Source organism: Vibrio sp. SCSIO 43155, from assembly GCF_023716605.1.
Lineage (GTDB): Bacteria > Pseudomonadota > Gammaproteobacteria > Enterobacterales > Vibrionaceae > Vibrio > Vibrio harveyi.
Genome location: NZ_CP071852.1, coordinates 2,985,298 through 3,009,532 on the forward strand (window position 1 = coordinate 2,985,298; position 24,235 = coordinate 3,009,532).

General features: G+C 46.9%; 25 protein-coding genes and 1 other RNA gene. 9 read left to right on the forward strand and 17 right to left on the reverse strand.

The window, feature by feature from the left end; all coding sequences use genetic code 11:
• Positions 1-42 precede the first annotated feature (42 nt).
• Positions 43-1,362: a 23S rRNA (uracil(1939)-C(5))-methyltransferase RlmD gene (rlmD, locus tag J4N44_RS14150; protein WP_050902232.1), complete on the reverse strand. Its 1,320-nt coding sequence runs from the start codon at positions 1,360-1,362 to the stop codon at positions 43-45.
• Positions 1,363-1,554: 192 nt separating this feature from the next.
• Here rlmD and barA point away from each other — a divergent pair, with 192 nt between their 5' ends.
• Positions 1,555-4,353 carry a two-component sensor histidine kinase BarA gene (barA, locus tag J4N44_RS14155; protein WP_017189116.1) on the forward strand — a complete coding sequence of 933 codons (2,799 nt, stop codon included), beginning with the start codon at positions 1,555-1,557 and terminating at the stop codon, positions 4,351-4,353.
• Positions 4,354-4,443: 90 nt separating this feature from the next.
• On the opposite strand, the gene acpS is transcribed toward barA, so the two are convergent.
• The 11 genes from acpS to rpoE form a co-directional block, all read right to left on the reverse strand.
• Positions 4,444-4,824: a holo-ACP synthase gene (gene acpS, locus J4N44_RS14160; protein ID WP_005449797.1), complete on the reverse strand. Its 381-nt coding sequence runs from the start codon at positions 4,822-4,824 to the stop codon at positions 4,444-4,446.
• Between the two features lie 12 nt (positions 4,825-4,836).
• Entirely contained in the window at positions 4,837-5,568 is a 732-nt protein-coding gene (gene pdxJ, locus J4N44_RS14165; protein ID WP_005426507.1) for a pyridoxine 5'-phosphate synthase, read from the reverse strand.
• Entirely contained in the window at positions 5,565-6,296 is a 732-nt protein-coding gene (gene recO, locus J4N44_RS14170; protein WP_009701980.1) for a DNA repair protein RecO, read from the reverse strand. Before recO ends, pdxJ begins: the two co-directional genes overlap by 4 nt.
• 128 nt (positions 6,297-6,424) lie before the next feature.
• A complete protein-coding gene (gene era / locus J4N44_RS14175) occupies positions 6,425-7,387 on the reverse strand; it encodes a GTPase Era (protein WP_005449795.1) in 963 nt (320 codons plus the stop codon).
• On the reverse strand, positions 7,380-8,057 hold the full coding sequence (gene rnc, locus J4N44_RS14180) for a ribonuclease III (protein WP_005449793.1): 678 nt from the start codon (positions 8,055-8,057) through the stop codon (positions 7,380-7,382). Before rnc ends, era begins: the two co-directional genes overlap by 8 nt.
• A gap of 20 nt (positions 8,058-8,077) precedes the next feature.
• Positions 8,078-8,977 (reverse strand): signal peptidase I, encoded by a 900-nt coding sequence (lepB, locus tag J4N44_RS14185; RefSeq protein ID WP_009703966.1) that lies wholly within the window; start codon positions 8,975-8,977, stop codon positions 8,078-8,080.
• A 104-nt stretch (positions 8,978-9,081) separates the two neighbouring features.
• Positions 9,082-10,875 carry a translation elongation factor 4 gene (gene lepA, locus J4N44_RS14190; protein ID WP_005449790.1) on the reverse strand — a complete coding sequence of 598 codons (1,794 nt, stop codon included), beginning with the start codon at positions 10,873-10,875 and terminating at the stop codon, positions 9,082-9,084.
• Between the two features lie 127 nt (positions 10,876-11,002).
• The gene (locus tag J4N44_RS14195; protein WP_005449788.1) at positions 11,003-11,473 is read right to left on the reverse strand and encodes a SoxR reducing system RseC family protein; all 471 of its coding nucleotides are present in this window, start codon (positions 11,471-11,473) and stop codon (positions 11,003-11,005) included.
• Positions 11,470-12,435: a sigma-E factor regulatory protein RseB gene (rseB, locus tag J4N44_RS14200; protein ID WP_005449786.1), complete on the reverse strand. Its 966-nt coding sequence runs from the start codon at positions 12,433-12,435 to the stop codon at positions 11,470-11,472. Before rseB ends, J4N44_RS14195 begins: the two co-directional genes overlap by 4 nt.
• Positions 12,432-13,058 (reverse strand): sigma-E factor negative regulatory protein, encoded by a 627-nt coding sequence (locus J4N44_RS14205; RefSeq protein ID WP_005449785.1) that lies wholly within the window; start codon positions 13,056-13,058, stop codon positions 12,432-12,434. Before J4N44_RS14205 ends, rseB begins: the two co-directional genes overlap by 4 nt.
• Before the next feature lie 26 nt (positions 13,059-13,084).
• On the reverse strand, positions 13,085-13,663 hold the full coding sequence (rpoE, locus tag J4N44_RS14210) for an RNA polymerase sigma factor RpoE (protein WP_005449784.1): 579 nt from the start codon (positions 13,661-13,663) through the stop codon (positions 13,085-13,087).
• Between the two features lie 558 nt (positions 13,664-14,221).
• Here rpoE and nadB point away from each other — a divergent pair.
• Complete coding sequence (gene nadB / locus J4N44_RS14215) at positions 14,222-15,829, forward strand: L-aspartate oxidase (protein WP_005449783.1); 1,608 nt, start codon at positions 14,222-14,224, stop codon at positions 15,827-15,829.
• Positions 15,830-15,863: 34 nt separating this feature from the next.
• Here nadB and J4N44_RS14220 read toward each other — a convergent pair whose 3' ends face one another.
• Positions 15,864-16,304: a protein YgfX gene (locus J4N44_RS14220; protein WP_309491745.1), complete on the reverse strand. Its 441-nt coding sequence runs from the start codon at positions 16,302-16,304 to the stop codon at positions 15,864-15,866.
• Positions 16,252-16,512 (reverse strand): FAD assembly factor SdhE, encoded by a 261-nt coding sequence (locus J4N44_RS14225; RefSeq protein WP_009698777.1) that lies wholly within the window; start codon positions 16,510-16,512, stop codon positions 16,252-16,254. Before J4N44_RS14225 ends, J4N44_RS14220 begins: the two co-directional genes overlap by 53 nt.
• Positions 16,513-16,748: 236 nt before the next feature.
• On the opposite strand from J4N44_RS14225, the gene ygfZ reads away from it, so the two are divergent.
• From ygfZ to J4N44_RS14240, 3 genes are all read left to right on the forward strand, one after another.
• Positions 16,749-17,717 carry a tRNA-modifying protein YgfZ gene (ygfZ, locus tag J4N44_RS14230; RefSeq protein ID WP_252044577.1) on the forward strand — a complete coding sequence of 323 codons (969 nt, stop codon included), beginning with the start codon at positions 16,749-16,751 and terminating at the stop codon, positions 17,715-17,717.
• A complete protein-coding gene (locus J4N44_RS14235; RefSeq protein ID WP_009698779.1) occupies positions 17,710-18,183 on the forward strand; it encodes an aminoacyl-tRNA deacylase in 474 nt (157 codons plus the stop codon). Before ygfZ ends, J4N44_RS14235 begins: the two co-directional genes overlap by 8 nt.
• Positions 18,184-18,835: 652 nt before the next feature.
• The gene (locus tag J4N44_RS14240; protein WP_005449772.1) at positions 18,836-19,042 is read left to right on the forward strand and encodes a DUF1107 domain-containing protein; all 207 of its coding nucleotides are present in this window, start codon (positions 18,836-18,838) and stop codon (positions 19,040-19,042) included.
• A 78-nt stretch (positions 19,043-19,120) separates the two neighbouring features.
• On the opposite strand, the gene J4N44_RS14245 is transcribed toward J4N44_RS14240, so the two are convergent.
• Genes J4N44_RS14245 through J4N44_RS14255 form a run of 3 tightly spaced genes read right to left on the reverse strand, consistent with a single transcriptional unit; the run spans position 19,121 to position 22,154 of the window.
• On the reverse strand, positions 19,121-20,329 hold the full coding sequence (locus tag J4N44_RS14245) for an FAD-dependent 2-octaprenylphenol hydroxylase (RefSeq protein ID WP_009698780.1): 1,209 nt from the start codon (positions 20,327-20,329) through the stop codon (positions 19,121-19,123).
• A 27-nt stretch (positions 20,330-20,356) separates the two neighbouring features.
• Complete coding sequence (ubiH, locus tag J4N44_RS14250) at positions 20,357-21,535, reverse strand: 2-octaprenyl-6-methoxyphenyl hydroxylase (RefSeq protein WP_252044578.1); 1,179 nt, start codon at positions 21,533-21,535, stop codon at positions 20,357-20,359.
• 40 nt (positions 21,536-21,575) lie between these two features.
• Entirely contained in the window at positions 21,576-22,154 is a 579-nt protein-coding gene (locus tag J4N44_RS14255; RefSeq protein ID WP_252044579.1) for a YecA/YgfB family protein, read from the reverse strand.
• 250 nt (positions 22,155-22,404) lie between these two features.
• Here J4N44_RS14255 and J4N44_RS14260 point away from each other — a divergent pair, with 250 nt between their 5' ends.
• The 4 genes from J4N44_RS14260 to rpiA all read left to right on the forward strand — a co-directional run bounded on the left by J4N44_RS14260 (position 22,405) and on the right by rpiA (position 24,220).
• Complete coding sequence (locus tag J4N44_RS14260; protein WP_005449766.1) at positions 22,405-22,707, forward strand: cell division protein ZapA; 303 nt, start codon at positions 22,405-22,407, stop codon at positions 22,705-22,707.
• 14 nt (positions 22,708-22,721) lie between these two features.
• A non-coding RNA gene (gene ssrS / locus J4N44_RS14265) (6S RNA) lies at positions 22,722-22,906 on the forward strand.
• Positions 22,907-22,911: 5 nt separating this feature from the next.
• Positions 22,912-23,505, forward strand: a complete 594-nt coding sequence (locus J4N44_RS14270; RefSeq protein ID WP_005449765.1) for a 5-formyltetrahydrofolate cyclo-ligase — start codon at positions 22,912-22,914, stop codon at positions 23,503-23,505.
• A 58-nt stretch (positions 23,506-23,563) separates the two neighbouring features.
• Positions 23,564-24,220: a ribose-5-phosphate isomerase RpiA gene (gene rpiA, locus J4N44_RS14275; protein ID WP_005436473.1), complete on the forward strand. Its 657-nt coding sequence runs from the start codon at positions 23,564-23,566 to the stop codon at positions 24,218-24,220.
• Positions 24,221-24,235 lie beyond the last annotated feature (15 nt).

Below are 24,235 nucleotides of genomic sequence, written 5' to 3' on the forward strand. Positions count from 1 at the left end.
TGACCACCCACCACGTGTAAGTGATCAACAAAGTCCCAATTATCAGGACTTTTCAAACAGTGCCATCGATTCTAGATGGCTGGTATGAGGGAACATGTCCAGCATACCTAATTTGGTCAATTGGTAGCCTTGCTCCAGCAAGCTCTGGCTATCCCTTGCAAGGGTAGCAGGATTACACGAAACATAAACTACACGCTGTGCGCCAAGCGCAGAAACTTGATCGATGATCCCACTCGCGCCCGCACGTGCCGGATCAAGCAGCACTTTGTCGAATTGTTCAGCCGCCCAAACTTGCCCTTCAAAATCCTGCTCAAGGTTAGCGTGATAAAATTGCGCGTTATTGATTTGGTTCAAAGATGCATTATTTGCCGCCTTTTCCACCATTTCTGCCACGCCTTCTACGCCAACCACGTGTTTTGCACGTTTTGCGATTGGCAAACTGAAGTTACCTAAACCACAGAACAAATCTAACACTCGCTCGTCACTTTGTGGGTCTAACCACTCCACTGCCTGAGCGACCATTTTCTGGTTTACCGCTTGGTTCACTTGAATAAAGTTATTTGGCGTAAATGGTACGGTGACACCTGCTTCTTGATAGAAAGGCACTTCACCTTCAATCAAATCAAGCTGATCGGTTTCTGGCATCAAGTAGAGCGATGCATGGTGACGCTTCGCTAATTCCACCAAGGTGTTGGTTTCTTTTTCAGTCAATTTGCTCAGATGACGCAATGTTACGCATGGACCATTATCGCCTAGCACCAACTCTACGTGACCAAGTTGCTCTGGCTTCTTAAACGCTTTTAACGTCGAGTAGATTTCTGGCAATAGCACATTCAACTCAGGTGCGAGCACTGGGCAGTCCGTCACTTGCGCAATTTGCTTACTCTGTTTCTTACGGAAACCAAAGTGCAACTGACGAGTCTTTTTATCCACGAACAAGCTCACACGAGCACGGCGACGGTAGCCAAGAGACTCACCCAACACAGGCGCATCCAACTCGATATCACTGCCGGCAAATTTTCTCATCAACTGACGAAGCGTTTGCTGCTTGTGCGTCAATTGTTGGTCATAGTTCAAATGCTGCAGGTCACAGCCACCGCATTCATGGTAGTGCGGACAAAATGGCTCCACGCGAGCGTCACTCGGTTTAAGGATTTTAATCAACTTACCGCGAGCGAACTTGCTCTTTTCTTCCACCAATTGGGTTACCACTTCCTCACCCGGTAGCGCACCATCGATAAACAATGGTTTCTTCTTAAGGTAAGCAATGCCTGCGCCGTGGTGATCCAAACGCTCGACTTGTACCGCTTGGTGGCGGGTATTCAGTTGCGTTTTCTTTTTAGGTTGAAAGATACGTGCCATGCTCTGTGCCTGATTTGTGTCTAATTGCTCTACTGCTTCACTATTCTTGATTGCAGCCGTTGTGTGATTCGAGTGACTTGATTATGCTTACCGTTTATCCGGTGACGTCACTTCTTTGCTCAAGGCTTTATCGTGCGCTTGAGAAATAATGCGTTATTTTCCCATATCCAGACTCCGATGTAATTAGATAACATGACCAGATATGGCTTAAGAGCACGTGTAATTACACTAACTCTCGCTCCCACTCTCATTATTGGTTTATTACTGAGCGGCTTTTTCTCATTTAACCGCTACCAAGACCTCGAGAAACAAGTTATCACCACAGGCAATAGCATCATCGAACCGCTTGCGATTGCCAGTGAAACTCACCTACTTTCCGAAAGTCGCGAAGCCGTTCGTCGCCTTATCAGTTACGCCCACCGCAAAAACTCGAAGCTGGTTCGTAGTATCGCGGTGTTCGATGAAAATCATGAGCTTTTCGTCACTTCTAACTTCCATCCCAACTTTGAAGCTCTGATGTTCCCGAAGGATAAGCCTATCCCTCAATTAGGCAATTCGGAAATCTTCGATAACTCGCTTATTCTGCGCGTGCCGATTCTATCTGAAGGTCACTATCTTTCGGAGCTCTCAAATGAGAATCAGGGCACAAAAGCCATCGGCTACATCGCAGTAGAAATGGATCTTTCGTCACTTCGATTGCAGCAATACCAAGAAGTGTTCTCTGCGTTCTTGGTATTGATCCTCGGTCTTGGTCTCGCGAGTGTGTTCGCCTCTCGCCTCATGCATGACGTTACTCAGCCGATCACGCACATGAAGAACGTTGTTGACCGTATTCGTCGTGGTCACCTTGATGTGCGTATCGAAGGCAAAATGCACGGTGAATTAGACCAACTGAAAAACGGTATCAACGCCATGGCGGTCTCGCTGTCGGAATACCACGTTGAGATGCAGCACAGTATAGACCAAGCGACATCAGACTTGCGTGAGACTCTGGAACAGCTAGAGATTCAGAACGTGGAGTTGGACATCGCGAAGAAGCGTGCCCAAGAAGCAGCACGTGTGAAATCCGAATTCTTGGCGAACATGTCTCACGAACTTCGTACTCCGCTGAATGGCGTGATTGGCTTTACCCGTCAAATGCTGAAAACACAGCTCTCGAACAGCCAAACGGATTACTTGCAGACCATTGAGAAGTCCGCAAACAACCTACTGAACATCATCAACGACATCCTCGACTTCTCGAAACTGGAAGCCGGTAAGCTAGCACTGGAAAACATTCCGTTTGAATTCCGAGAAAGCTTAGAAGAAGTAATCAACCTACAAGCCACCAGCGCGCACGAGAAAGGTTTGGAAATCACCTTGAAAGTGGATCCAAAGATCCCGCAAGGCTTGGTGGGTGACCCACTTCGTATCCAACAAATCCTCACCAACTTAGTCGGCAACTCCATCAAGTTTACTGAGCGCGGTAACATCGACATCAGCGTTGAGATGCGCTCACAATCTGGTGATTCGGTCGAACTGCAATTCATGGTGCGCGATACTGGTATTGGTATCTCCGAACGTCAACAAGCGCAGTTGTTCCAAGCGTTTAGCCAAGCGGATGCGAGTATTTCACGTCGCTATGGTGGTACCGGTCTTGGTCTGGTTATCACTCAGAAACTGGTGAGCCAGATGGGCGGCGAAATCAGCCTAACCAGTCGCCTACACCAAGGCTCTACCTTCTGGTTTACGGTTCGCTTGCACTCAACTGAAATGCCAATGAGCGATCTGATTGAAGTCGAACTACTAACTGGTAAGCAATTGCTGTTGGTTGAACCAAACATGCAAGCGGCGTCAGTGACACAGCAGATCCTGAGCCAAGAAGGCATTCTGGTGACTTACCGTTCTTCACTGCCAGAAAACGATGAGAACTACGATTACGTCTTGTTGAACTTGGCTGCCAACCAAACCTACGATGATCAATCGGTAGCAGCTTGGATTGAGCAAGCCAAACGCATGGCGCCGAGTGTGATCATGGGTACGCCGAGTACCGAACTGGCACTGGCAGATCAAGTGATGAACGATCATCAGATCCAATGTCTGACTAAGCCATTATCACGCCGTAAGCTTCTACAAAGCCTAATAACGGATCACGTCGAAACGCCTCAAGCAGTGATTGCACCAATTGAGCCAGTGGTGAATGAACGCTTACCACTGACGGTACTTGCGGTCGACGATAACCCAGCTAACTTGAAACTGATCTCTGCGCTATTGAAAGAGCGTGTAGAAACGGTAACAGCGTGCAGCAATGGCCAGCAAGCGGTGAATCTCGCGACTGAGAAGAAATACGATCTGATCTTCATGGACATTCAAATGCCATTGATGGACGGCGTGACGGCTTGTCAGCACATTAAAGAGCTAGAGCTGAACAAAGATACCCCAGTAATTGCGGTAACCGCGCATGCCATGGCAGGCGAGCGTGACCGACTATTAGCAGCGGGGATGGATGACTACCTAACCAAACCAATCGAAGAGCATGTGCTGCAACAGGTTTTGGTCCACTGGAACCCAAATACCTGTACTGAGAGTGTCGATAAAATTGCGCCATCCTATGTCGAACCAGTTGTGGAAACTGCACCATCAGCGCCAGAAAAGCCACAGCAAGATGTCATCATCGACTGGCAAGCGGCATTGAAACAAAGTGCCAACAAGGAAGACTTAGCCAAAGACATGCTGCGCATGCTGATTGATTTTATTCCTGAGGTGGAAGAAGTGGTCGATCAAGCATTAGAACAAGAAGACTTCTCGCGTGATGATCTTATCCATGTGGTACATAAACTTCACGGCAGCAGCTCTTACTGTGGCGTGCCGAGATTAAAGTCTCTGTGTGCAACCTTGGAACAAGCACTGCGCTCGGGCGCTGACATCGAAGACATCGAACCGGAAATGTTCGAACTGCAAGATGAGATGATTAAAGTCACCACGACGGCGAAACTCTATCTTGAACAGTAGAAAATAACGGATTAAATCAGAGACATAAAAAAGCCAGAGCATCGACTCTGGCTTTTTCGTATTCGGTTATTAATCCGTAATCAGGCTAAGTTAGGATTCAAAAATCACCGTCGCGACCGCGTAATGACGTTCATCCGAAATCGACAGATGAACATGATTGACGCCCATCGACTCGGCGATTTGCTTCGCCACACCGGATAAGGTCAATATCGGTTTACCGAACTCATCATTCGAAACTGTAAAATCATGGAAGGTCACGCCTTTTGCGATGCCTGTACCTAGCGCTTTTGAGGCAGCCTCTTTTACTGCGAAACGCTTCGCAAGGTAGCGCCCTTTTTGCTTCAATTCAGCAAACTTTACCATTTCATCTTGCGACAAAATGCGCTTTGCGAAGGGCTCACCCGTTCGACCGAGCGCTTTTTCAATGCGCTCAATCTCTGCGATGTCAGTGCCTAATCCTAAAATTGCCATGCTTAAATCTGATTACTTACGAGCCGCAACCATGATGGCTTTCATTTCTGCCACAGATTTTTCTAAACCATCGAAAACCGCACGACCAATGATCGAGTGACCGATGTTAAGCTCGTAGATTTCTGGCAGTGCCGCGATTGGTGCAACGTTGTGGTAAGTCAGACCGTGACCTGCGTTTACGATGATACCTAGGTCATCAGCGTAGCTTGCGCCTGCTGCAATCTTCTTCAGTTCATCTTGCTGATCTTCTTCTGTTGTCGCATCTGCGTAGTGACCTGTGTGAAGCTCAATGTAAGGTGCGCCACAAGCTTTTGCCGCATCGATCTGTTGACGGTCAGCATCGATGAATAGAGAGACTTTAATGCCCGCTTCAGTTAGCTTTTGCGTTGCCGCTTTCACTTTCTCAAGTTGACCGACAACATCCAGACCACCTTCTGTTGTCAACTCTTCACGTTTTTCAGGAACCAGACAAACGAACTCAGGCTTAGTTTGTAGCGCAATCTCAACCATCTCGTCCGTTACCGCCATTTCAAGGTTCATACGAGTTTGAATGGTTTCACGTAGGATACGTACGTCACGATCTAGAATGTGGCGACGGTCTTCACGTAGGTGGATGGTAATACCGTCAGCACCGGCACGCTCTGCGATCTCAGCAGCATGAACTGGATCTGGGTATTTAGTACCACGTGCATTACGTAGAGTGGCAATATGGTCGATATTAACGCCTAAGTAGATTGAGCTCATTTTCCGTTACTCCGTGCTCGATATGTCTGAATGAATAATTCGCGACTTTTTAAAGGTTTGCCGCCAAGATACGGCTTTAATGCCATACGTGTAAAGCGTTTCGCCGCTTTTAATTGCTCTTTAGTGACGAATCGCCGTTCACTAATCGCAATCAATTCATTACCTAAAAATGTCAGATTGTCGCGCCTTACTGAAGCTATGAATCCCTTTTGTTCACGATAACGGTAAGTCATCTCAGGATCGACAGGCTCACCCGTCCCGGCACAATGCAAGAAATCAACGCCATAGCCCATTGAAGACAGCAGAGCCAGTTCAAAACGACGCAAGCCCGGTTCAGGGTTATCACTCTGAGCCAATTCCGTTAGTGCATGCAGGTAATCATGAAACAGCGCAGGCATCGGCACTTCCGCAATTAACACGCGCCCGACTAATTCATTTACGTACATTGCGGAGTAAAGGTTTATCCCAAACAACGGCAAACCCAAACTGATTGGCTCAGCCTGACGTAAGGTTTTCATTGAGCCTTTGCCGGACCATTTCAACAATAGTGGCGTGAAGGGCTGTAATGCCCCTTTAAGATTGGAGCGTTTGCTGCGCGCGCCTTTCGCCATCAACGTGATACGACCATACTCCTCGCTGAATACATCAAGGATCAAGCTCGATTCACTGTAAGGGCGTCGGTGCAATACAAAGCAGCGCTGGAAGCCTTCTGAAGACTGGTTGCTCATTTCAATCAGTGTGCCTAAGTCGGTAATAAAAAATAAGGAGCCAAGCGGCTCCCTATTCTAATCGATATTATATTTTAGTCGATGTTGGAACGAAGTGTCTTCGTTACCAAACTTACAAGCAACCAAGCTTATAGATCGTCAATGTAACCTAGTGAGCGTAGAGCACGTTCGTCGTCTGCCCAACCAGATTTCACTTTTACCCAAGTCTCTAGGTAAACCTTACGACCGAATAGCTCTTCCATATCTAAGCGCGCTTCACGACCAATTGTCTTGATCTTCTCGCCACCTTTACCAATCACCATTTTCTTCTGACCATTACGTTCAACAAGAATCAGGGCGTTGATATGGAAACCGTCAGTTTCTGGGTTGTAATCGAAACGCTCAATCTCAACCGTTACCGAGTATGGCAGCTCTTCACCAGTAAAACGCATCAGTTTTTCACGCACGATTTCAGACGCCATGAAACGCTGAGAACGGTCTGTTACGTATTCTTCTGGGAAGTGGTGCGTTGCTTCTGGCAAGTGATCGCGAACGTGCTTGCGCAGTACGTCGATGTTTTTACCTTGCTTTGCAGAGATTGGCACAACGTCAACGAAGTCCATCTTCTTCGACATGTCGGCCATGTGCATCATTACTTCGTTACGATCTTGCACGTTGTCTACCTTGTTCACACAAAGCACAACAGGGAAGTTCGACTTTTGAAGCTTAGTCAGCACCATCTCATCGTCTTTGGTCCAATGCGTACCGTCGACTAAGAAGAATACTAGGTTCACATCACTTAGAGATGAGTTTGCCGCACGGTTCATCAAACGGTTGATGGCACGTTTTTCTTCAATGTGAAGTCCCGGCGTATCTACGTAGATCGCTTGGTAATCACCATCTGTATCCACACCCATGATGCGGTGACGCGTCGTTTGCGGTTTACGAGACGTGATCGAAATCTTCTGACCCAAGATTTTGTTCAGAAGCGTCGATTTACCTACGTTTGGACGACCAACAATCGCAATGAAGCCACAGTGTTGGTTCTCTGGTGAACTTACTTCACCGTGTGATGCGAAAAACGCATCAATGTCGAATTCGTTATCAGCCATTCGTTAATTGCTCAAGTGCCGTTTCTGCAGCCGCTTGTTCTGCCTTGCGGCGGCTGGTGCCTTTACCGATTACAGGCTTATCCACACCTGCTACGTCACACTCAACCGTGAACTCTTGGTTGTGCGCTTCACCTTTAATATTAGTCACTGTGTAGACAGGCAGCGGTTTTCTTCTGCCTTGCAGGAACTCTTGTAGGCGAGTTTTTGGATCTTTTTGTGATACACCAGGCTTAATCGCCTCAAGACGCGAGTTGTACCAGCTCAGTACGATACCGCGAACTTGTTCAATATCACTATCAAGGTAAATCGCACCAATAATGGCTTCTACCGCATCGGCTAGAATAGAGTCTCGGCGGAATCCGCCACTCTTCAATTCACCTGGACCTAATTTTAAATAATCTCCTAGATCGAATTCACGACCCAGTTCCGCCAATGTGTGCCCACGAACCAAGGTCGCGCGCATACGGCTCATGTCACCTTCGTTCACTTTCGGGAAACGATGGTACAGATCATCAGCGATGACAAAACTTAAAATTGAATCGCCCAGAAACTCAAGACGTTCATTGTGCTTACTATTGGCGCTGCGGTGAGTCAGCGCCAAGTTGATAAGCCCAGCATCCTTAAATTGGTAGCCGAGCTTTCTCTCTAGTTTCTCAATTGGAGAATTCATACTCTCTCGATATGTAATGGTTAGTGAATGCCACCGACGCGGTTAAAACGCACACCAGTTGGAATCCATGAAGGTAGAACACTATCTGCGCCACGATCAAACTCGAAGCTGATCCAGATCGCAACAGCTTTACCGACTAAGTTTGCTTCTGGAACAAAGCCCCAGTAACGGCTGTCAGCACTGTTGTCACGGTTATCACCCATAACGAAGTACTGACCTTGTGGTACAACCCACTCGTTAACACCTGGACGTGGTTGGTAGTTCTGCACGCGGTCACGAGTTAATGGGTTCACCAAAATTTGGTGCTCAACTTCACCCAGTTTTTCATTCATCTGAATCAGAGGAATACCGTTTTGGATGAATTGACTTTCTTCAACATTGTTCAGCTTAACTGGCTTACAAGATGACTCACCTTTCGATTGAATACATACCTGCTTATCCGCAGAGTAACGAACGGTATCACCAGGCAAACCTACCACACGTTTAATGTAGTCAACGTTTGGCTGTGGTGGGTACTTGAATACCACGATGTCGCCACGCTCAGGCTTGCCAGTTTCCACTAGCTGCGTGCGCCATACCGGATCTTTCAATCCGTACGCGTATTTCTCCACCAAAATGAAGTCACCCACTAGTAGGGTTGGCATCATTGAGCCTGAAGGGATTTGGAACGGTTCATAGATAAAAGAACGTAATACCAATACGAATGCAAGCACTGGGAAGATAGAAACGCTGTTCTCTACCCACCACGGTTGGCTTTCTACTTTTTGTAGCGTCACCGCATCCAGACCATTGGTTGTTTGCGCTTGGATCTCCGCTACTTTCGCTTGACGTTTTTTCGCAAACACCAGCTTTTCTAGTAGCCAAACTACGCCAGTTACCAAAGTCACGATAACTAGAATCAGTGAGAATGTATTCGCCATTAAATTCCCTTATCTAAAAATACGAAAGTGAAAGAGCCGAAACCCTTTCACTTATTTTACTATCTAACGTCTTATGACAGACAAGAGCACGAGATAGTTCAACTCTAGTCTTTACCAACGTGAAGAATTGCTAGGAACGCTTCTTGAGGCAGCTCTACGTTACCGATCTGCTTCATACGTTTCTTACCTTCTTTCTGTTTCTTCAGAAGTTTCTTCTTACGGCTCACGTCACCACCGTAACATTTCGCGATTACGTTCTTACGTAGCTGTTTCACTGTAGAACGTGCGATGATGTGGTTACCGATAGCCGCTTGGATCGCGATGTCGAACATCTGACGAGGAATGAACTCTTTCATTTTCTCAACAAGCTGACGACCACGAGTCTGAGACTGATCTTTGTGCGTAATCAGCGCTAGCGCATCCACTTTGTCGCCGTTCAGTAGTACGTCTACACGTACCATGTTCGATGCTTCAAAGCGTTGGAAGTTGTAATCCAGAGACGCGTAGCCACGTGATGTCGACTTCAAACGGTCGAAGAAGTCCAGTACCACTTCTGCCATTGGGATGTCGTAAGTGATCGCAACTTGGTTACCATGGTAAACCATGTCCACCTGAACGCCACGCTTCTCAACACATAGTGTGATTACGTTACCTAGGTAGTCCGCTGGTACTAGGATGTTACAGCGCGCGATAGGCTCACGGATCTCTTCGATGTCGTTAACCGCTGGCAGTTTTGCAGGGCTATCAACGTATAGAGTCTCACCGTTAGTTTGTTCTACTTCGTAAACTACCGTTGGTGCCGTTGTAATCAGGTCGAGGTCGTATTCACGCTCTAGACGCTCTTGGATGATTTCCATGTGCAGCATGCCTAGGAAACCACAACGGAAACCAAAGCCTAGTGCTGCTGAGTTTTCTGGCTCGTAGAATAGCGATGCATCGTTTAGGCTAAGTTTACCTAGTGCGTCACGGAAGTTTTCGTAATCATCAGAAGATACTGGGAACAGACCCGCGTATACCTGAGGTTTTACTTTCTTAAAGCCTGGAAGTGGCTTCTCGCTGCCGTTTTTCGCTAGCGTCAGCGTATCACCTACTGGTGCGCCTAGGATGTCTTTGATACCACAAACTACCCAGCCTACTTCGCCAGTACGCAGAACATCAGTGTCCACTTGCTTAGGCGTGAAGATACCTAGACGATCCACACCCCAAGTTTGACCTGTGCTCATTACTTTGATCTTGTCGTTTTTCTTCAGTGAACCGTTTTTAATACGAACCAAAGAAACAACGCCAAGGTAGTTATCGAACCATGAGTCGATGATCAGCGCTTGAAGTGGCGCGTCTGGATCACCTTCTGGTGCTGGAATTGCTGATACGATGTTTTCTAGAACGTCGTCAACACCTAGACCTGTCTTCGCAGAACAGCGGGTTGCTTCCATTGCATCGATACCAACGATCTCTTCAATTTCTTCCGCTACACGCTCGGGATCAGCAGCTGGTAGGTCAATCTTGTTCAGGATTGGCACAACCTCTAGATCCATTTCGATTGCGGTGTAACAGTTAGCTAGGGTTTGAGCCTCTACACCCTGACCTGCGTCAACCACCAGTAGCGCGCCTTCACAAGCAGCTAGAGAACGTGATACTTCGTACGCAAAGTCAACGTGTCCCGGAGTATCGATGAAGTTCAACTGGTACGTTTCGCCGTCTTTAGCGGTGTAGTTCAGCGTCACACTCTGAGATTTGATGGTGATACCACGCTCACGTTCAAGATCCATAGAATCCAGAACCTGTGCGGCCATTTCACGATCGCTTAATCCACCACAAACTTGGATTAGACGGTCAGATAGGGTCGACTTACCATGGTCGATGTGGGCGATAATCGAAAAGTTACGAATGTGCTTCATAGATTTAGGGTGACTAACTCTTTACAAATAGGGACATTAAGAAAGCCGTCTGTTGACGGCATTTCAATCAAGTTGGCAGATTCTACCCAATTTCGTTAACGGGCGCACCTTATTTAAAGTCTAGAACTTATTGAATAGGTTCACCGAGAACTCGAATGAGGGTGACTTGGCGTTTTGACTCATCTTCTAGTGGGCGTGACACACGTTTTGCGAGCCACATACCACCTGCTGCGAACAATACCGAAGCTAGGATGGTAATGCCCTCACCGCCTGCAGTTAAAGGTACTAGCAGGAAGTTGCCAATTACAGCACCGAGAATCAAACCAAACAAAGGAAGAAGGTAGACCGCCATAGCTGATTTGATAAGGCTTGCTTCGGGGAAACCAATTTCCACGACCTGACCAACTTTGACGGATTTTGGGGTACGCAAATGCCACGACAGCGTTTTGTTACCGATCGCTTTGGTAACCACGCCTGTGCCGCAGCTTTTTTGCGATGAACAGCTGCTGCAACTGGTCTGTTGCTCGCAGCTGATATCGACATCATATTGCTGACCGTGACGGTGAACGCCCGTCACGGTAGCCAATGCAGTCATCATTGCACTTCACTCTTTGTTACATTAAAAGTGACCGATTGTGCGATACGCTGAGCCGTTGCCGGCGGAATATCACCAACAACTGAGATTTCATGGTTGCCGCTGACAAAGCTGTGCAATGTACGGCGACCTTGACGAACCAGTTGACCTTTCAACGAGTGCTCGTCTTTGTCAGCTACATACACTGAAAAGCTAAATAGTCCATCAGAGTAAAGTTGGCTTTCTACCATTTGGTCAGTCACTGCCATGCGGTAACGGTTCAGTTCATTTGGATGGAACCCTTCCGGTGTCCAACCCACGGTCCAGTTACTGGTACCGATATCGCCTTTTGGCATTGTCAGAACCGCGGGTAATTGAACCTCTTCCAAACCACTCATCAGTTCACCAATCTTAGGGTTCACTGAGTAAGAAATAGTACGGTACTGCTCAAGCATTTCACCATCACGATCAACGAGATCAGCACGCAGTGGCAGTTTACTCTTCTCATCAATCCACAATACGTAAGAGTAACGTAGCCCATCTTTTGGCACGATGCGCAGCACTTGTGTTGGAACACCAGCCTCACGGGCACGACCTACTTTTACGTAGTCGTAGTACAAGTTTAGCTCGTCGATGTTAGCGTTCAGCATCGGCATGATTGGAGCAACCATTTTACCCGATTCGATGGTAAACGGTTCTGCGCCAGTTTCGATATAGCTTACTTCTGTGCCGCGACGGATCACTTCACGTACAGGACCACTCAAATACACAAGATGTGCGTACTGGTCTTTGTCGTGAGTCGCGTGACGATACAGCAAAGGTTCAATGCTGTTCTTTTTGATAAGGATATAAGAGAGTTCGTAGCTTAAATTCTTGCTCGCCTCGCTCATTTGATGCAATAAAGCCTCCGCTGGCTTATCACCAGCAAAGGCTTGCGAAGACATCAGACTGAACAGAGCGCAAGCGCTGATCAGAAATTTTTTCATTCAATATCCGGTGTCAGATGTGCATCTTGTTGAGACGCATCACTGTTAATTCTTAGCTGCAGTTCGTAGTCACGAAGCATAGCATGAACGCGTTTGCGTTGCTCTTGCATATTTGCTTCACCAACGGAACGCTCTACGGATTCACGCGTCAAGCTTACTGGTTCAGCGCTGCCCGCAAATGGCACAGTCTGAAGCACAGGAAGTTGGTCAGCTTGTGGCGACATTGGGTCGCTACCGCCGTACTGTTGAACGCCTAATATCACAACAAGTGACACACACGCAGCAACGGCAACTTGACCAAACTGAGTCAACCATGCAGGCAACTGGCGTTTCGCTTTTTGTGGCTCTGGTTGCGACTCTTTTGGCGCGTCGTTAATTGAAATTACGTTAGCACTGCGCGAATCGATAGCACGATGCACAGGCTCGTCTTCTAACGCTAACGCTACGCTTTCAGCAATATTCCACTCAGGCTTTGCTGGCGCTTCGCCTCGCATCACATCACCAATCAGGTGATAGTTCTGCCAAGCATCACGGCTCTCTTGGTCTTGCTCTAATTCTTGAATTAAAGCCTTATCGACCAATTCTCCATCCATGAGAGCTGAAAGTTTTTCTTTGTCAGCCATTATTTTCACCATAGTTATCACTTGTACTAGCGCTGCAAAAGAGGTTTGATTTTCTTTTCCACCGCCTCACGAGCACGGAAGATACGCGATCGTACCGTTCCTACCGGGCAATCCATTACTTCAGCAATTTCCTCGTAGCTCAAGCCATCAAGCTCGCGCAGAGTCATTGCGGTTTTTAAATCTTCAGGTAAGGCTTCGATTGCACTGAACACTACCCGTTGCAATTCTTTGGACAACGTTAAGTTCTCAGGGTTCGAAATTTCTTTAAGTGCATTACCTGTTTCGTAAAATTCAGCTTCTTCAGCATCAACGTCTGTTGCAGGTGGTCTACGACCTTGAGCAACGATGTGATTTTTCGCAGTATTCACTGCAATGCGATACAGCCACGTGTAAAACGCACTCTCCCCACGAAAACTAGGGATAGCTCGGTAAGCCTTGATAAACGCTTCTTGTGCTACATCTGGAACATCGCCAGGATTACTTACGTATCTGGAGATAAGGTTACATACCTTGTTCTGGTACTTTGTTACCAGCAGGTTGAATGCTTGCTTATCGCCATTCTGAACTCGCTCAATCAATACTTGATCGGTCAGCTGCTCGTTCATTCGAGCGGATACTCCTATTTGTTATGCCCCTACTCTTCTCAGATATGGGTACTAATTATGCAAAACGTAGTATTGACACCACTGCTTACTTGAGCACTATTGTGACCCTGACGTGAATGAGAAAGTTCCATGGTTTCTCAAATTTTTTGTCATTGTTTTTTCACAGTGTGATGTCACTAGCCAAATCCCGCTCCTCGTCCGACTTAAGTCTCGTTTTGACAAGCGAGCATACTGGTGGGGAAATGGGTATAATGGATGATCTCTGTCCCAGATTGTGCTGGGTAGAGCATAGAAAAGCAATGGCATTGACAAACTATTACTTTTCATTTGCATGGCTAATGGCTATCAGAACATCGCGTTACAAACAAAACTCAGGAAGCATCTGCATGCCCAAGGCATGGCAAAATAAGAGTGGCTGAAGTCACCAAGGTAACGCCGATTTCGATACGTCTCCCAACTTAGCCCTTAGCGACGGATGTCGCGTTAATGGAATGCACATGGTGTGCAAAATATACACAAGGTAGCCTTGTTACCTTAGCTTGGGATTGTAAAAGTAATATGAACACAAATCGTGAACATGAATGTGATGTGTTAGTGGTAGGGAGTGGCGCCGCGGGCTTGTCGTTGGCTTTGCGTGTCGCAAACCACTGTAAGGTAATGGTTCTAAGTAAAGGACCGCGAAGCGAAGGCGCAACGTATTACGCGCAAGGTGGTATCGCTGCCGTATTTGATGAGTCGGACACCATTGAGTCTCACGTTGAAGATACGCAAATTGCCGGGGATGGAATCTGTGATGAAGAGACTGTTAAGTTCATCGCGGAAAACTCAAAAGAGTGTGTACAGTGGTTGATTGATGGTGGTGTACCATTCGATCGTGAAGATGATGATTCTGACGATGAGCCACGTTATCACTTAACTCGCGAAGGCGGTCACAGCCGTCGACGTATTTTGCACGCTGCTGATGCCACTGGCATGGCAATGCAAACCTCTCTACAAGACAATGCACACAGCCACCCAAACATTCATGTTCTTGAGCGCCATAATGCTCTGGATTTGATCACCGAAGATAAAATCGGCGGCGACAAAAACAAGATCATTGGCGCTTATATTTGGAACCGCAACGAAGAACAAGTTGAAACTGTTCGCGCTAAATTTGTTGTTCTCGCAACGGGCGGCGCTTCCAAAGTTTACCAATACACTTCTAACCCAGACGTGTCATCTGGTGATGGTATCGCAATCGCGTGGCGTGCAGGTTGTCGTGTTGCGAACCTAGAGTTCAACCAATTCCACCCAACCTGTCTTTACCACCCAGAAGCACGTAACTTCTTGTTGACTGAAGCATTGCGTGGTGAGGGGGCGTATTTACGTCGTCCAGACGGTTCACGTTTTATGCCGGATTTCGACGAGCGTAAAGAGCTTGCTCCACGTGATGTCGTGGCTCGCGCGATCGACTTCGAAATGAAGCGCTTAGGTGCTGATTGCATGTATCTCGATATCAGCCATAAGCCTGCGGATTTCATTACTAAGCATTTCCCAACTATCTACTCTCGTTTGATGGATTTGGGTATCGACATGACTAAAGAGCCGATCCCCATTGTACCTGCGGCGCACTACACATGCGGCGGCGTCATGGTCGATCAAAATGGTCATACCGACCTGAAGAACCTCTATGCGATTGGTGAAGTGAGCTATACAGGCTTGCACGGCGCGAACCGTATGGCATCGAACTCACTACTTGAGTGTGTGGTTTACGCATGGTCGGCAGCCAAAGACATTCTTAAACATCACAGCGAAGTAGAACTAGCATCGCAGGTTCCATGTTGGGATGAAAGCCAAGTGACCAACAGTGATGAAGAAGTGATCATCCAACATAACTGGCATGAGCTGCGCCTATTTATGTGGGATTACATGGGTATCGTTCGTACCGATAAACGTCTTGAACGCGCTCTGCGTCGTATTCAGATGCTGCAACAAGAGACGCATGAGTACTACAGTCACTTCCGCGTATCAAACAACTTGCTAGAGCTACGTAACCTGCTGCAAGTCGCAGAGCTAATGGTGCGTTGCGCGATGCAGCGTAAAGAGAGTCGTGGTCTGCACTACACCTTGGATTATCCAAATCAGCTAGAAAATAGTGGTCCAACAATTCTTACGCCAAACAAATAGCACTGACACTAAAAAGTAAGAGTCAGATATAAGATCAAATGGGAGCTTCGGCTCCCATTTTCCATTGTCGTAATATCAAACACAGTTGACGATATGCCACGTCTTCACAACTGTCTCGCCAAATCGTGACTTTTTCACCCGACGTTAATTCAAACGTGACTTTGAACATCGCCGCCGACACATCAACGCTCGATAATGTAGAGGTTTGCTTGTCATTACGTACCGTGCCATCACGATGTAAATACCAGCCACCACGAGCAGAAGGCACGACAAAACCGCCCTGCATTTGGCAGCGAAGAATCAGTAATAACAGATAAGTTGATAAGGCGAGTGGGATAGCAGAGCAGATAAGCGCCCAAACGCAACCTAGGAGAAGAAGTTGGTTGGCAATTTGGGCGTACAGAGAAGTGTTAACCTTGAGATTAACGAACCTTGCTGAGGTTGTGCGCGACAATTTTATCAACCATCGATGCATGACCTAGGTTTTCGCTGCGACCGTGTCCCATCACCCAAGTAAACAGATCTGGGTCATCACATTCTAATAATGAGACAAAATCACGCTGCTCTTGTTCATTCAGTGCTTCAAAGCACTCTTCAAAAAACGGCATAATCACCACGTCAAGCTCAAGCATGCCACGACGACAAGCCCATTTAATACGCGCCTTTTCTTCCGCAGTGTACATTCAGTATTCCTTCATAGATGTCTTGTTCTTAGTGCGGAGTGTAACAAGGGATGTGCAACGTCACTAGTGTGCGGGTCACAATATGTAGCCAAGTCGCTGCAAATCCTGAACGCATTTAATAAACAAACGTTCAGCAAAGCCAAACACCTTAAAATTGCGTGGTTATATTGAGTGCTGACAAATGCCAATTCTGCAATTAACATAGCTGAAAAATATCTTCAAAAGGCATTGTAATCATGGAATGGCAAACTCGCTTTTCACCGCTGAACCTATCGACACAAGACGCACTACCTGGGCTATCTATCTCGCTATTGGATAATCTGGGCATGATCACCATGGTCGGAGACGACAAAAAGTCATACCTACACGGTCAAGTTACCTGCGATGTGGTTTCTCTTGAGAAAGACCAATCAATGTTGGGTGCCCATTGTGATGCAAAAGGTAAAGTATGGAGCATCTTCCGCCTATTCCACCATAACGATGGCTATGCAATGGTTCAGCCGAAATCAGCGATTGAAGTAGAACTGAAAGAAATCAAAAAGTACGCGGTGTTCTCGAAAGTGACCATCGAAGAATCAAACGACATCGTGCTGGGTGTTGCTGGTGAGAATGCAGATGCGTTCATCTCAACATTAAATGCTGATTTTGGCGACGTGCGTACTGTGGCTGGTGGCACTGCAGTCAAAGTGGCTACAAACCGCTGGTTGCTTGCGCTTACAGCAGAAGCAGCACAATCGTTATTAGAAGACAGCAAAGCAACGCTGACTACTCACGAGCTTTGGACTCGTTTCGATATTGAAGCAGCACTACCATACGTGGCAGCTGATGCGCAAAACGAGCACATTCCACAAGCACTAAACGTACAAGCGCTGGGGGGCATCAGCTTTACGAAAGGCTGCTACACAGGTCAAGAAACCGTAGCGCGCGCGAAATACCGCGGCACCAACAAACGTGCAATGTACATTGTTAAAGGTGCAACTGCTGAAGCCTTAGGTGAAGGTGCGATTGAACTGGAGCGTAGCGTTGGTGAAAACTGGCGTTCAGTAGGCGCATTGCTCACGCATTACCAATTCAGCGACAACCAAGCGATAGGACTCATTGTATTGCCAAACAACCTAGACGATGACACTCGTCTGCGCTTGGTTGCTCAACCAGAGTGTGAATGGGAAATCGCAGCACTGCCGTACAGCCTTGAAGATGAGTAATACCATTCGTACTCCTTTGATGCAGTTTTTGGCGGACCAGAACATCGAGTTCCGTCTTCTTCCTCATCAAAGACCAGCAACAACTATTGAGGATGCCGCGCAACAACGCGGCATTCGCCCTTCTCAAATGGTCAAAGCGATTCTTTTGCGCGATATGGGGAATCAATATGCGCTTGCTTGTGCACCAGGTGATCGTAGTGTTGATCCAAAGAAGGTGCGCGCATTACTGCAGTGCCGTCGTATGACGTGTGTTGATCAAGCAGACGTAGAAGCGATTACCGGATACAAGATTGGAACTGTCACACCACTACTCTTAAAACGCTACATGCCGATCGTATTTGACCCAAGTTTACTTGAAGAAAAAGAAATCACCATAAGCAGTGGAGATCGCATGGCAGGCTTAGCGCTATCCATCGATGATCTAATCCAATTGTGCCAACCAACCGTGGCTGATATCTGCCGCTAACATGTAATCAAGCGCAGGATTCTCACTCCTGCGTGATCTCACTCATATCTCTCCGATTACACTCAAGAATTTTTAATCATTTTTAAAACATAAATAGTCAAAAATGAAAAACTCGTATATGCTGAATTCGTTGGTTAAGTTTTCAACAACGACTCAGCCAACGTAAAGTGAATCTGCTGACTTGTATGACAGCGTTCATTAAGTCAGTCGTCCACTTTTGTGTAATGCATCTGTGACTATTCGCCCGCCGAAGCGGGCTTTTTTTTGCGTGGAACTTTTTTCCTTTTCCTTCCTCTAACTCAATGAAAGCAATGCATTTGAGGTTTCAACCTCGTCAAAACGAACAAAATGCAACCCATTGAGTAAAAACATTTAGCAAACAATCATTTTCCTTCTATTCTTATTTCTGTAACAAAACTGTTGCTTAATGCACCACGTAAGAACAGGAGAGCTCAAGGACTGGTTCCTTCGACAATGATTTTTTGAGGTAATCCTCACGCTATTTGAGATATGACTCTGTCAATTTGTCTAAGACAGCACAAATCTCTAAAGCCAAGTACCTCAACTGCACTTAATACTATTGCTGTCACAATAATTTTTACGCGAAAAACGTAGAATAACTGGGCTAGGTAAGAGATAAGGAAGAGTAAATATGAGACTGTTTAAGCGCTATACACCAGGTATGATTGCTAAACACATAAGTCGTCTTTTTAAAGGAAGAATCTATATTTACGGAGTCGGTAAGTTCGAGTTTGATAACGGAAAATTGATGTTGCCAGAGAAAGCTGAGAAGCGTCACTTTCAGGCAGTAAAAGAGATTAACCAAGAGATTATGAAGCTCAGATGCGCATACGCTTAGCTTAAACATCGATGTAAAAAGAAAGGCTGGATTAACCAGCCTTTTTTGTATCTTTTGTTTGCGAAGCGAAGAACGTGTTTATTGACGCGCTAGTTCCGGCAGGTTGCCTTTCAAACCTAATGCACGCTTCATGATTTCATCTTTCGCACCCGGCAGTTGTCCTGCTAGGCTCAAACCAATACCACGAACCAATTTCTTGGCAGGATTCTCACCAGAGAACAGATCACGGAAGCCTTGCATTGCCGCTATCATCTTCGCCGCTTCGGCTTTACGCCAACGCTCGTAACCACGTAGATTGCGTTTGGTGCCAATGTCTTGCCCTTGCTTCCACAGTGCCAACACTTCTTGCGCTAAGCTTGCTGCATCTAATAAACCAAGATTCACACCCTGCCCTGCCAGCGGATGAATGGTATGGGCAGCATCGCCAACTAACGCCACGCGTTCAACCACAAAGTCACGCGCATAACGCATCTTAAGTGGGAATGCTGCACGTTCGCCAACTACTTCACACAAACCTAAACGCGCATCGAATTCGCTAGTCAGTGCTTTATTAAACTCTTGCTCGTTCATCGCCAGCAGTTGCTCTGCGCGATTTGGATCGGTAGACCAAACAATCGAACACATGTGCGGATCAGACATTGGCAGGAAAGCCAATGGACCTTGCGGTGTAAAGATCTGACGCGCAACACTGTTGTGTGGGTCAGCGGTTTTCACGTTCGCAACAAGGGCACTATGACCGTAATCCCAATGCGTTAGTGGGATATCCATTTGGTTACGCAGCCAAGAATTTGCACCATCAGCGCCAACCACTAACTTCGCTGTCATAGCTTGACCATTATCGAGCGTTAGCCAGCTTTCTTGCTCACCCACCGCAAGCGTTGCACAACGAGCAGGCATAAACAGCGTCACGTTATCAAGCTTTTGAACTTGCTCTAGCAGCGCCAATTGAATTACGCGGTTTTCAACGATATGACCAAGATCCGGTTGAGCCATGCTCTGCGCATCAAATGCGATATTCGCGAAGCTGTCTTGCTCCCACACTTCCATCGCATGGTATGGTGAAGCGCGACGCTGCTCGATACCTTGCCAAGCACCAAGCTTGCGAAGGATGGTTTCACTTGAACGGCTCAACGCCGACACACGTACATCTGGCAGTTCATTTAGGGTGTCGTTTGGCACTGCACCTTCGATAACGGCTACTCGCAGGTCACTGTCCTTAAAAGCGGCAGCTAATGCTAAACCCACCATTCCACCACCGATGATGGCGATATCTACACTTTGCATCATTGCTTTTGTTACCTAATTCGTTGCCGTTTATCGTTTCACTAGACCAAGTGTATGGCGTAGCAGCGGCTGCTTAAAAGTAGAAAGGTTATCCATCGTTGCGAGAGCAAGGTTACGCCCAATTCGCATCGCCGGTAAATCATTTGAGAAAATATTCACGAGAGAGCTAGTTAACCAAATCGTTTCGCTGCGATCATCTTCACGGCGCTGGCTAAATCGCATCAAACCTTGGTAGCGACCGGCATCTTCAGCTTGCTTAACCACCTCTTCCGCTAATGATGCCACATCACGAATACCAAGGTTGAAGCCTTGCCCAGCAATCGGGTGAAGCGTTTGTGCAGCATTGCCGACAATAGCAAAGCGGTGCGAAATGTTCTGCTTACGATGACGCAGAAGAAGCGGATAGCTCGCGCGTTGTCCGACTTTCTGCATCGCACCTAGTCGCCAACCAAAATCGTTCTGCAAGCGCTCAAGAAACTCTGCGTCAGACAAGTTCACGACGCTTTGCGCCTCTTCAGGACGCAGACACCATACTAACGACATACGGTTATCACTCATCGGCAACAGTGCGACTGGACCATTCTCTGTAAAGCGCTCAAAAGCGCGACCTTGATGAGGCTCTTGCGTCACAATATTCGCGATCACAGCCACTTGGTCGAAATTATGCTCAGACAGCTCTAAACCGATTTGCTGGCAACATTGCGACACAGCGCCATCAGCAGCCACTAGCAACTTAGCTTCCAGCTTCTCACCGCTGCTCAACTCTATGTGTGCTTTGTCTTGCTCACGCTCGATGTTCGCAACCGAATCAGGGCAAAACAGAGTGATTGCTTTGCTCTTATCCAAGAGCTCTTGGTAGACACGACCTACATCGGCAAGTTCCACTACGTAGCCAAGGGCTTCAACGCCAACTTCGTGCTTGGTAATCTCAGTCATGCCCGCATGAGAGCGGTCAGAAACATGAATATGTTCAATTGGAGTTGCACAAGGCTCGATAGCAGACCACAACTGCAAGTGACGCAGAATGTTAACGGTACCGTAGGACAAAGCAATCGAGCGCGAATCAAAGCCCGGATGTTGATCCGATTGAGCTTTAAAAGGCTCAACAACCGCAATTTGCAGCGCGCCTTTAGATAAACGGTCGATTGCCAACGCAAGTGTGGCACCTGCCATGGCTCCACCAGCAATTACAACGTCATATTGCCTCATGCTAACCTCTAGAAGCTATTCGATAATGGGAAACAAGTGATTAATGAATCGTTGGTTTGTTTTCGTTGCTTTCAGGACGAGCACCAAACTCTGCATGAATAGTTAATACGCAGGCTTTAACGTGTTCGATTACTTGCTCTAACAATAATGCTTGCTCGCCTAGATCATCATCTTCATCAATGCCCAGTTTGGCAATTTCTTCTAGATCCGCTAAGACTTCTTTTGCATCGTCTGACGCTTTATCAATCGCAATACCCGCTAAACCCATTCCTGAGATAAAGTGGTTCACAAAATCAGACACACCATCTGCTAGTGCGAACAAACCTTCTTCACCCGTTTCATCAGGAAGCAGCAAAGATAACTCCATAGAAGTGCCAGTTAGCTCGTTAACGGTTACTTGGTACACGCTTTGTGCCAGTGCTAATGCGCTTGATGGCCAGCCCATACCTTCGTTGGTGTAATCAAACAGAATTGGTTGCCAGGTTTGGTCGTTAATCGCCAATCCACCACTGAGCATGCCAACAAGTAGACCATGCAATTCTGCTGGTGTCACAGCAAGGCTTGCAGATTTCAATTCGGCAGCAATAGATTGGTATTCAGGAAGGGTGATTTCACTCATAATCTTGGCTCATTCTTGCGTAATAATGTATCGACATATCCTACCATCAAGCCTAGTCGGCTGAAACGGCTATCAAATTCAATTTTGGACACCATTTGAGCAATTTGCCCAATTCCTGTGTGATCACTTCACCATTTTTCTTTCTGTGAAGGGAAATGCTTGAATCTTAATAGCGGTTTTCCTATAGTTTCCTCCTCGGTAGTTGTATAACGCAACGCCTTAGATAGCGCGAATATAGAGTTTATTCATCATGAGCAATCAAGCGATCGACGTTGAAATCCTTGGCAAAATGACACGAGTGAATTGTCCTGCGGGGCAAGAAGAGTCACTAATTACAGCGGCTAAAGATCTTGATCGTCGATTGAAAGAGATGAGCGAGCGTACTAAGGTAACCAATGAAATTCAGCTACTGACCTTTGCTGCATTGAACATTTGCTATGAATTGCATACCAAATCATACGAATCTAACGGTCAGCAACAAGAAATTACTGAGCGAATGGAAAAGCTCACCGCGTCTTTAGAAAGCGCGCTTAGTAAAGTGAAGCAAGGATAGCAGTAGATACCAAATTTACCCTGGGGTGTGCGTCAGTTGGATTTAAGTCCCTGAGCCGATAAGCAATACCAAAGGGTTAGTACTTGATAGCTATTGAGCAAGCTTGGCATGCACCGAGAAGCCTACGGTTATCATTGCTGATCCGCCTTGAACCAGCTGGTTCAAGGGCCACAATCCTCAACGGCACCCTGGGGTATCCTCTCTATGTCTGACCTATCTCGACAAGAATTCCGCAAACTTATCCGCGAAAAACGCAACGCACTTTGCAGCGATACTCAGTTTCAAGCTGGACGCGATCTCGTTCACCAGTTTTCGCAGTTACCGGAAATCAAAAGCGCACAGCACATTGCTATCTATTTGTCTGCCGATGGCGAGTTAGACACCAAACCTCTGATTGAATCACTATGGCAGCAAGGTAAGTCGATTTACCTGCCCGTCATTCATCCTTTCTCTAAAGGTCAATTGCTCTTCTTGCAATACATCGATGATGAACAGTTGATATACAACAAATACGGAATCTTAGAACCTGCGCTTGATATCCGCTTCCTCAAACCAGTTCGTGAGCTTGATGTCATTTGCACGCCACTAGTCGGATTTGACAGTGTTGGGCATCGCCTGGGAATGGGCGGAGGCTACTACGACCGGACGCTTTCACGTTGGTTTAGTACTGGAGAAGGCGCAAAACCTATCGGCATCGCCCATGATTGTCAGCATGTCGAGCATCTTCCCGTCGAAAGTTGGGATATTCCATTACCTAAGATCGTGACTCCAAGCCAAATCTGGCAATGGGAAAAGTAACGCTTAACCGCTATAATCACGCCGCAAACGTTAACGAACATCTATTCAGGAGATTGGCATGACTCAAGATGAAATGAAGAAAGCGGCTGGTTGGGCAGCACTTAAATATGTTGAGAAAGGCAGCATTGTCGGTGTTGGTACTGGCTCTACCGTGAATCACTTCATCGATGCCCTAGGCAGTATCAAAGATGATATCAAAGGCGCAGTGTCTAGCTCTGTAGCTTCTACTGAGCGTCTAAAAGAGCTTGGTATCGAGGTTTACGAGTGTAACGACGTAGCAATGCTAGATATCTACGTTGATGGTGCAGATGAAATCAACGCAGCGCGTGAAATGATCAAAGGTGGCGGTGCTGCACTGACTCGTGAAAAGATCGTTGCGGCTATTTCAGAAAAATTCGTATGTATCGTTGACGGCACAAAAGCCGTTGACGTACTTGGTCAGTTCCCACTTCCTGTAGAAGTTATCCCAATGGCACGCTCTTACGTGGCTCGTGAATTGGTAAAACTAGGTGGTGACCCTGCATACCGTGAAGGTGTAACAACAGACAACGGCAACGTGATCCTAGACGTACACAACATGCAAATCACTAACCCGAAAGAACTTGAAGACAAGATCAACGGCATTGCTGGCGTAGTAACGGTGGGTCTATTCGCTCACCGCGGTGCAGACGTGGTTATCACTGGCACACCAGAAGGTGCGAAAATAGAAGAATAAATCATTAGATGATTT

Bases quoted from the DNA above. Each gene is read 5' to 3' on its own strand.
- rlmD (WP_050902232.1), bottom strand. From the start codon at position 1,362: ATGGCACGTATCTTTCAACCTAAAAAGAAAACGCAACTGAATACCCGC.
- barA (WP_017189116.1), top strand. From the start codon at position 1,555: ATGACCAGATATGGCTTAAGAGCACGTGTAATTACACTAACTCTCGCT.
- acpS (WP_005449797.1), bottom strand. From the start codon at position 4,824: ATGGCAATTTTAGGATTAGGCACTGACATCGCAGAGATTGAGCGCATT.
- pdxJ (WP_005426507.1), bottom strand. From the start codon at position 5,568: ATGAGCTCAATCTACTTAGGCGTTAATATCGACCATATTGCCACTCTA.
- recO (WP_009701980.1), bottom strand. From the start codon at position 6,296: ATGAGCAACCAGTCTTCAGAAGGCTTCCAGCGCTGCTTTGTATTGCAC.
- era (WP_005449795.1), bottom strand. From the start codon at position 7,387: ATGGCTGATAACGAATTCGACATTGATGCGTTTTTCGCATCACACGGT.
- rnc (WP_005449793.1), bottom strand. From the start codon at position 8,057: ATGAATTCTCCAATTGAGAAACTAGAGAGAAAGCTCGGCTACCAATTT.
- lepB (WP_009703966.1), bottom strand. From the start codon at position 8,977: ATGGCGAATACATTCTCACTGATTCTAGTTATCGTGACTTTGGTAACT.
- lepA (WP_005449790.1), bottom strand. From the start codon at position 10,875: ATGAAGCACATTCGTAACTTTTCGATTATCGCCCACATCGACCATGGT.
- J4N44_RS14195 (WP_005449788.1), bottom strand. From the start codon at position 11,473: ATGATGACTGCATTGGCTACCGTGACGGGCGTTCACCGTCACGGTCAG.
- rseB (WP_005449786.1), bottom strand. From the start codon at position 12,435: ATGAAAAAATTTCTGATCAGCGCTTGCGCTCTGTTCAGTCTGATGTCT.
- J4N44_RS14205 (WP_005449785.1), bottom strand. From the start codon at position 13,058: ATGGCTGACAAAGAAAAACTTTCAGCTCTCATGGATGGAGAATTGGTC.
- rpoE (WP_005449784.1), bottom strand. From the start codon at position 13,663: ATGAACGAGCAGCTGACCGATCAAGTATTGATTGAGCGAGTTCAGAAT.
- nadB (WP_005449783.1), top strand. From the start codon at position 14,222: ATGAACACAAATCGTGAACATGAATGTGATGTGTTAGTGGTAGGGAGT.
- J4N44_RS14220 (WP_309491745.1), bottom strand. From the start codon at position 16,304: ATGCATCGATGGTTGATAAAATTGTCGCGCACAACCTCAGCAAGGTTC.
- J4N44_RS14225 (WP_009698777.1), bottom strand. From the start codon at position 16,512: ATGTACACTGCGGAAGAAAAGGCGCGTATTAAATGGGCTTGTCGTCGT.
- ygfZ (WP_252044577.1), top strand. From the start codon at position 16,749: ATGGAATGGCAAACTCGCTTTTCACCGCTGAACCTATCGACACAAGAC.
- J4N44_RS14235 (WP_009698779.1), top strand. From the start codon at position 17,710: ATGAGTAATACCATTCGTACTCCTTTGATGCAGTTTTTGGCGGACCAG.
- J4N44_RS14240 (WP_005449772.1), top strand. From the start codon at position 18,836: ATGAGACTGTTTAAGCGCTATACACCAGGTATGATTGCTAAACACATA.
- J4N44_RS14245 (WP_009698780.1), bottom strand. From the start codon at position 20,329: ATGATGCAAAGTGTAGATATCGCCATCATCGGTGGTGGAATGGTGGGT.
- ubiH (WP_252044578.1), bottom strand. From the start codon at position 21,535: ATGAGGCAATATGACGTTGTAATTGCTGGTGGAGCCATGGCAGGTGCC.
- J4N44_RS14255 (WP_252044579.1), bottom strand. From the start codon at position 22,154: ATGAGTGAAATCACCCTTCCTGAATACCAATCTATTGCTGCCGAATTG.
- J4N44_RS14260 (WP_005449766.1), top strand. From the start codon at position 22,405: ATGAGCAATCAAGCGATCGACGTTGAAATCCTTGGCAAAATGACACGA.
- J4N44_RS14270 (WP_005449765.1), top strand. From the start codon at position 22,912: ATGTCTGACCTATCTCGACAAGAATTCCGCAAACTTATCCGCGAAAAA.
- rpiA (WP_005436473.1), top strand. From the start codon at position 23,564: ATGACTCAAGATGAAATGAAGAAAGCGGCTGGTTGGGCAGCACTTAAA.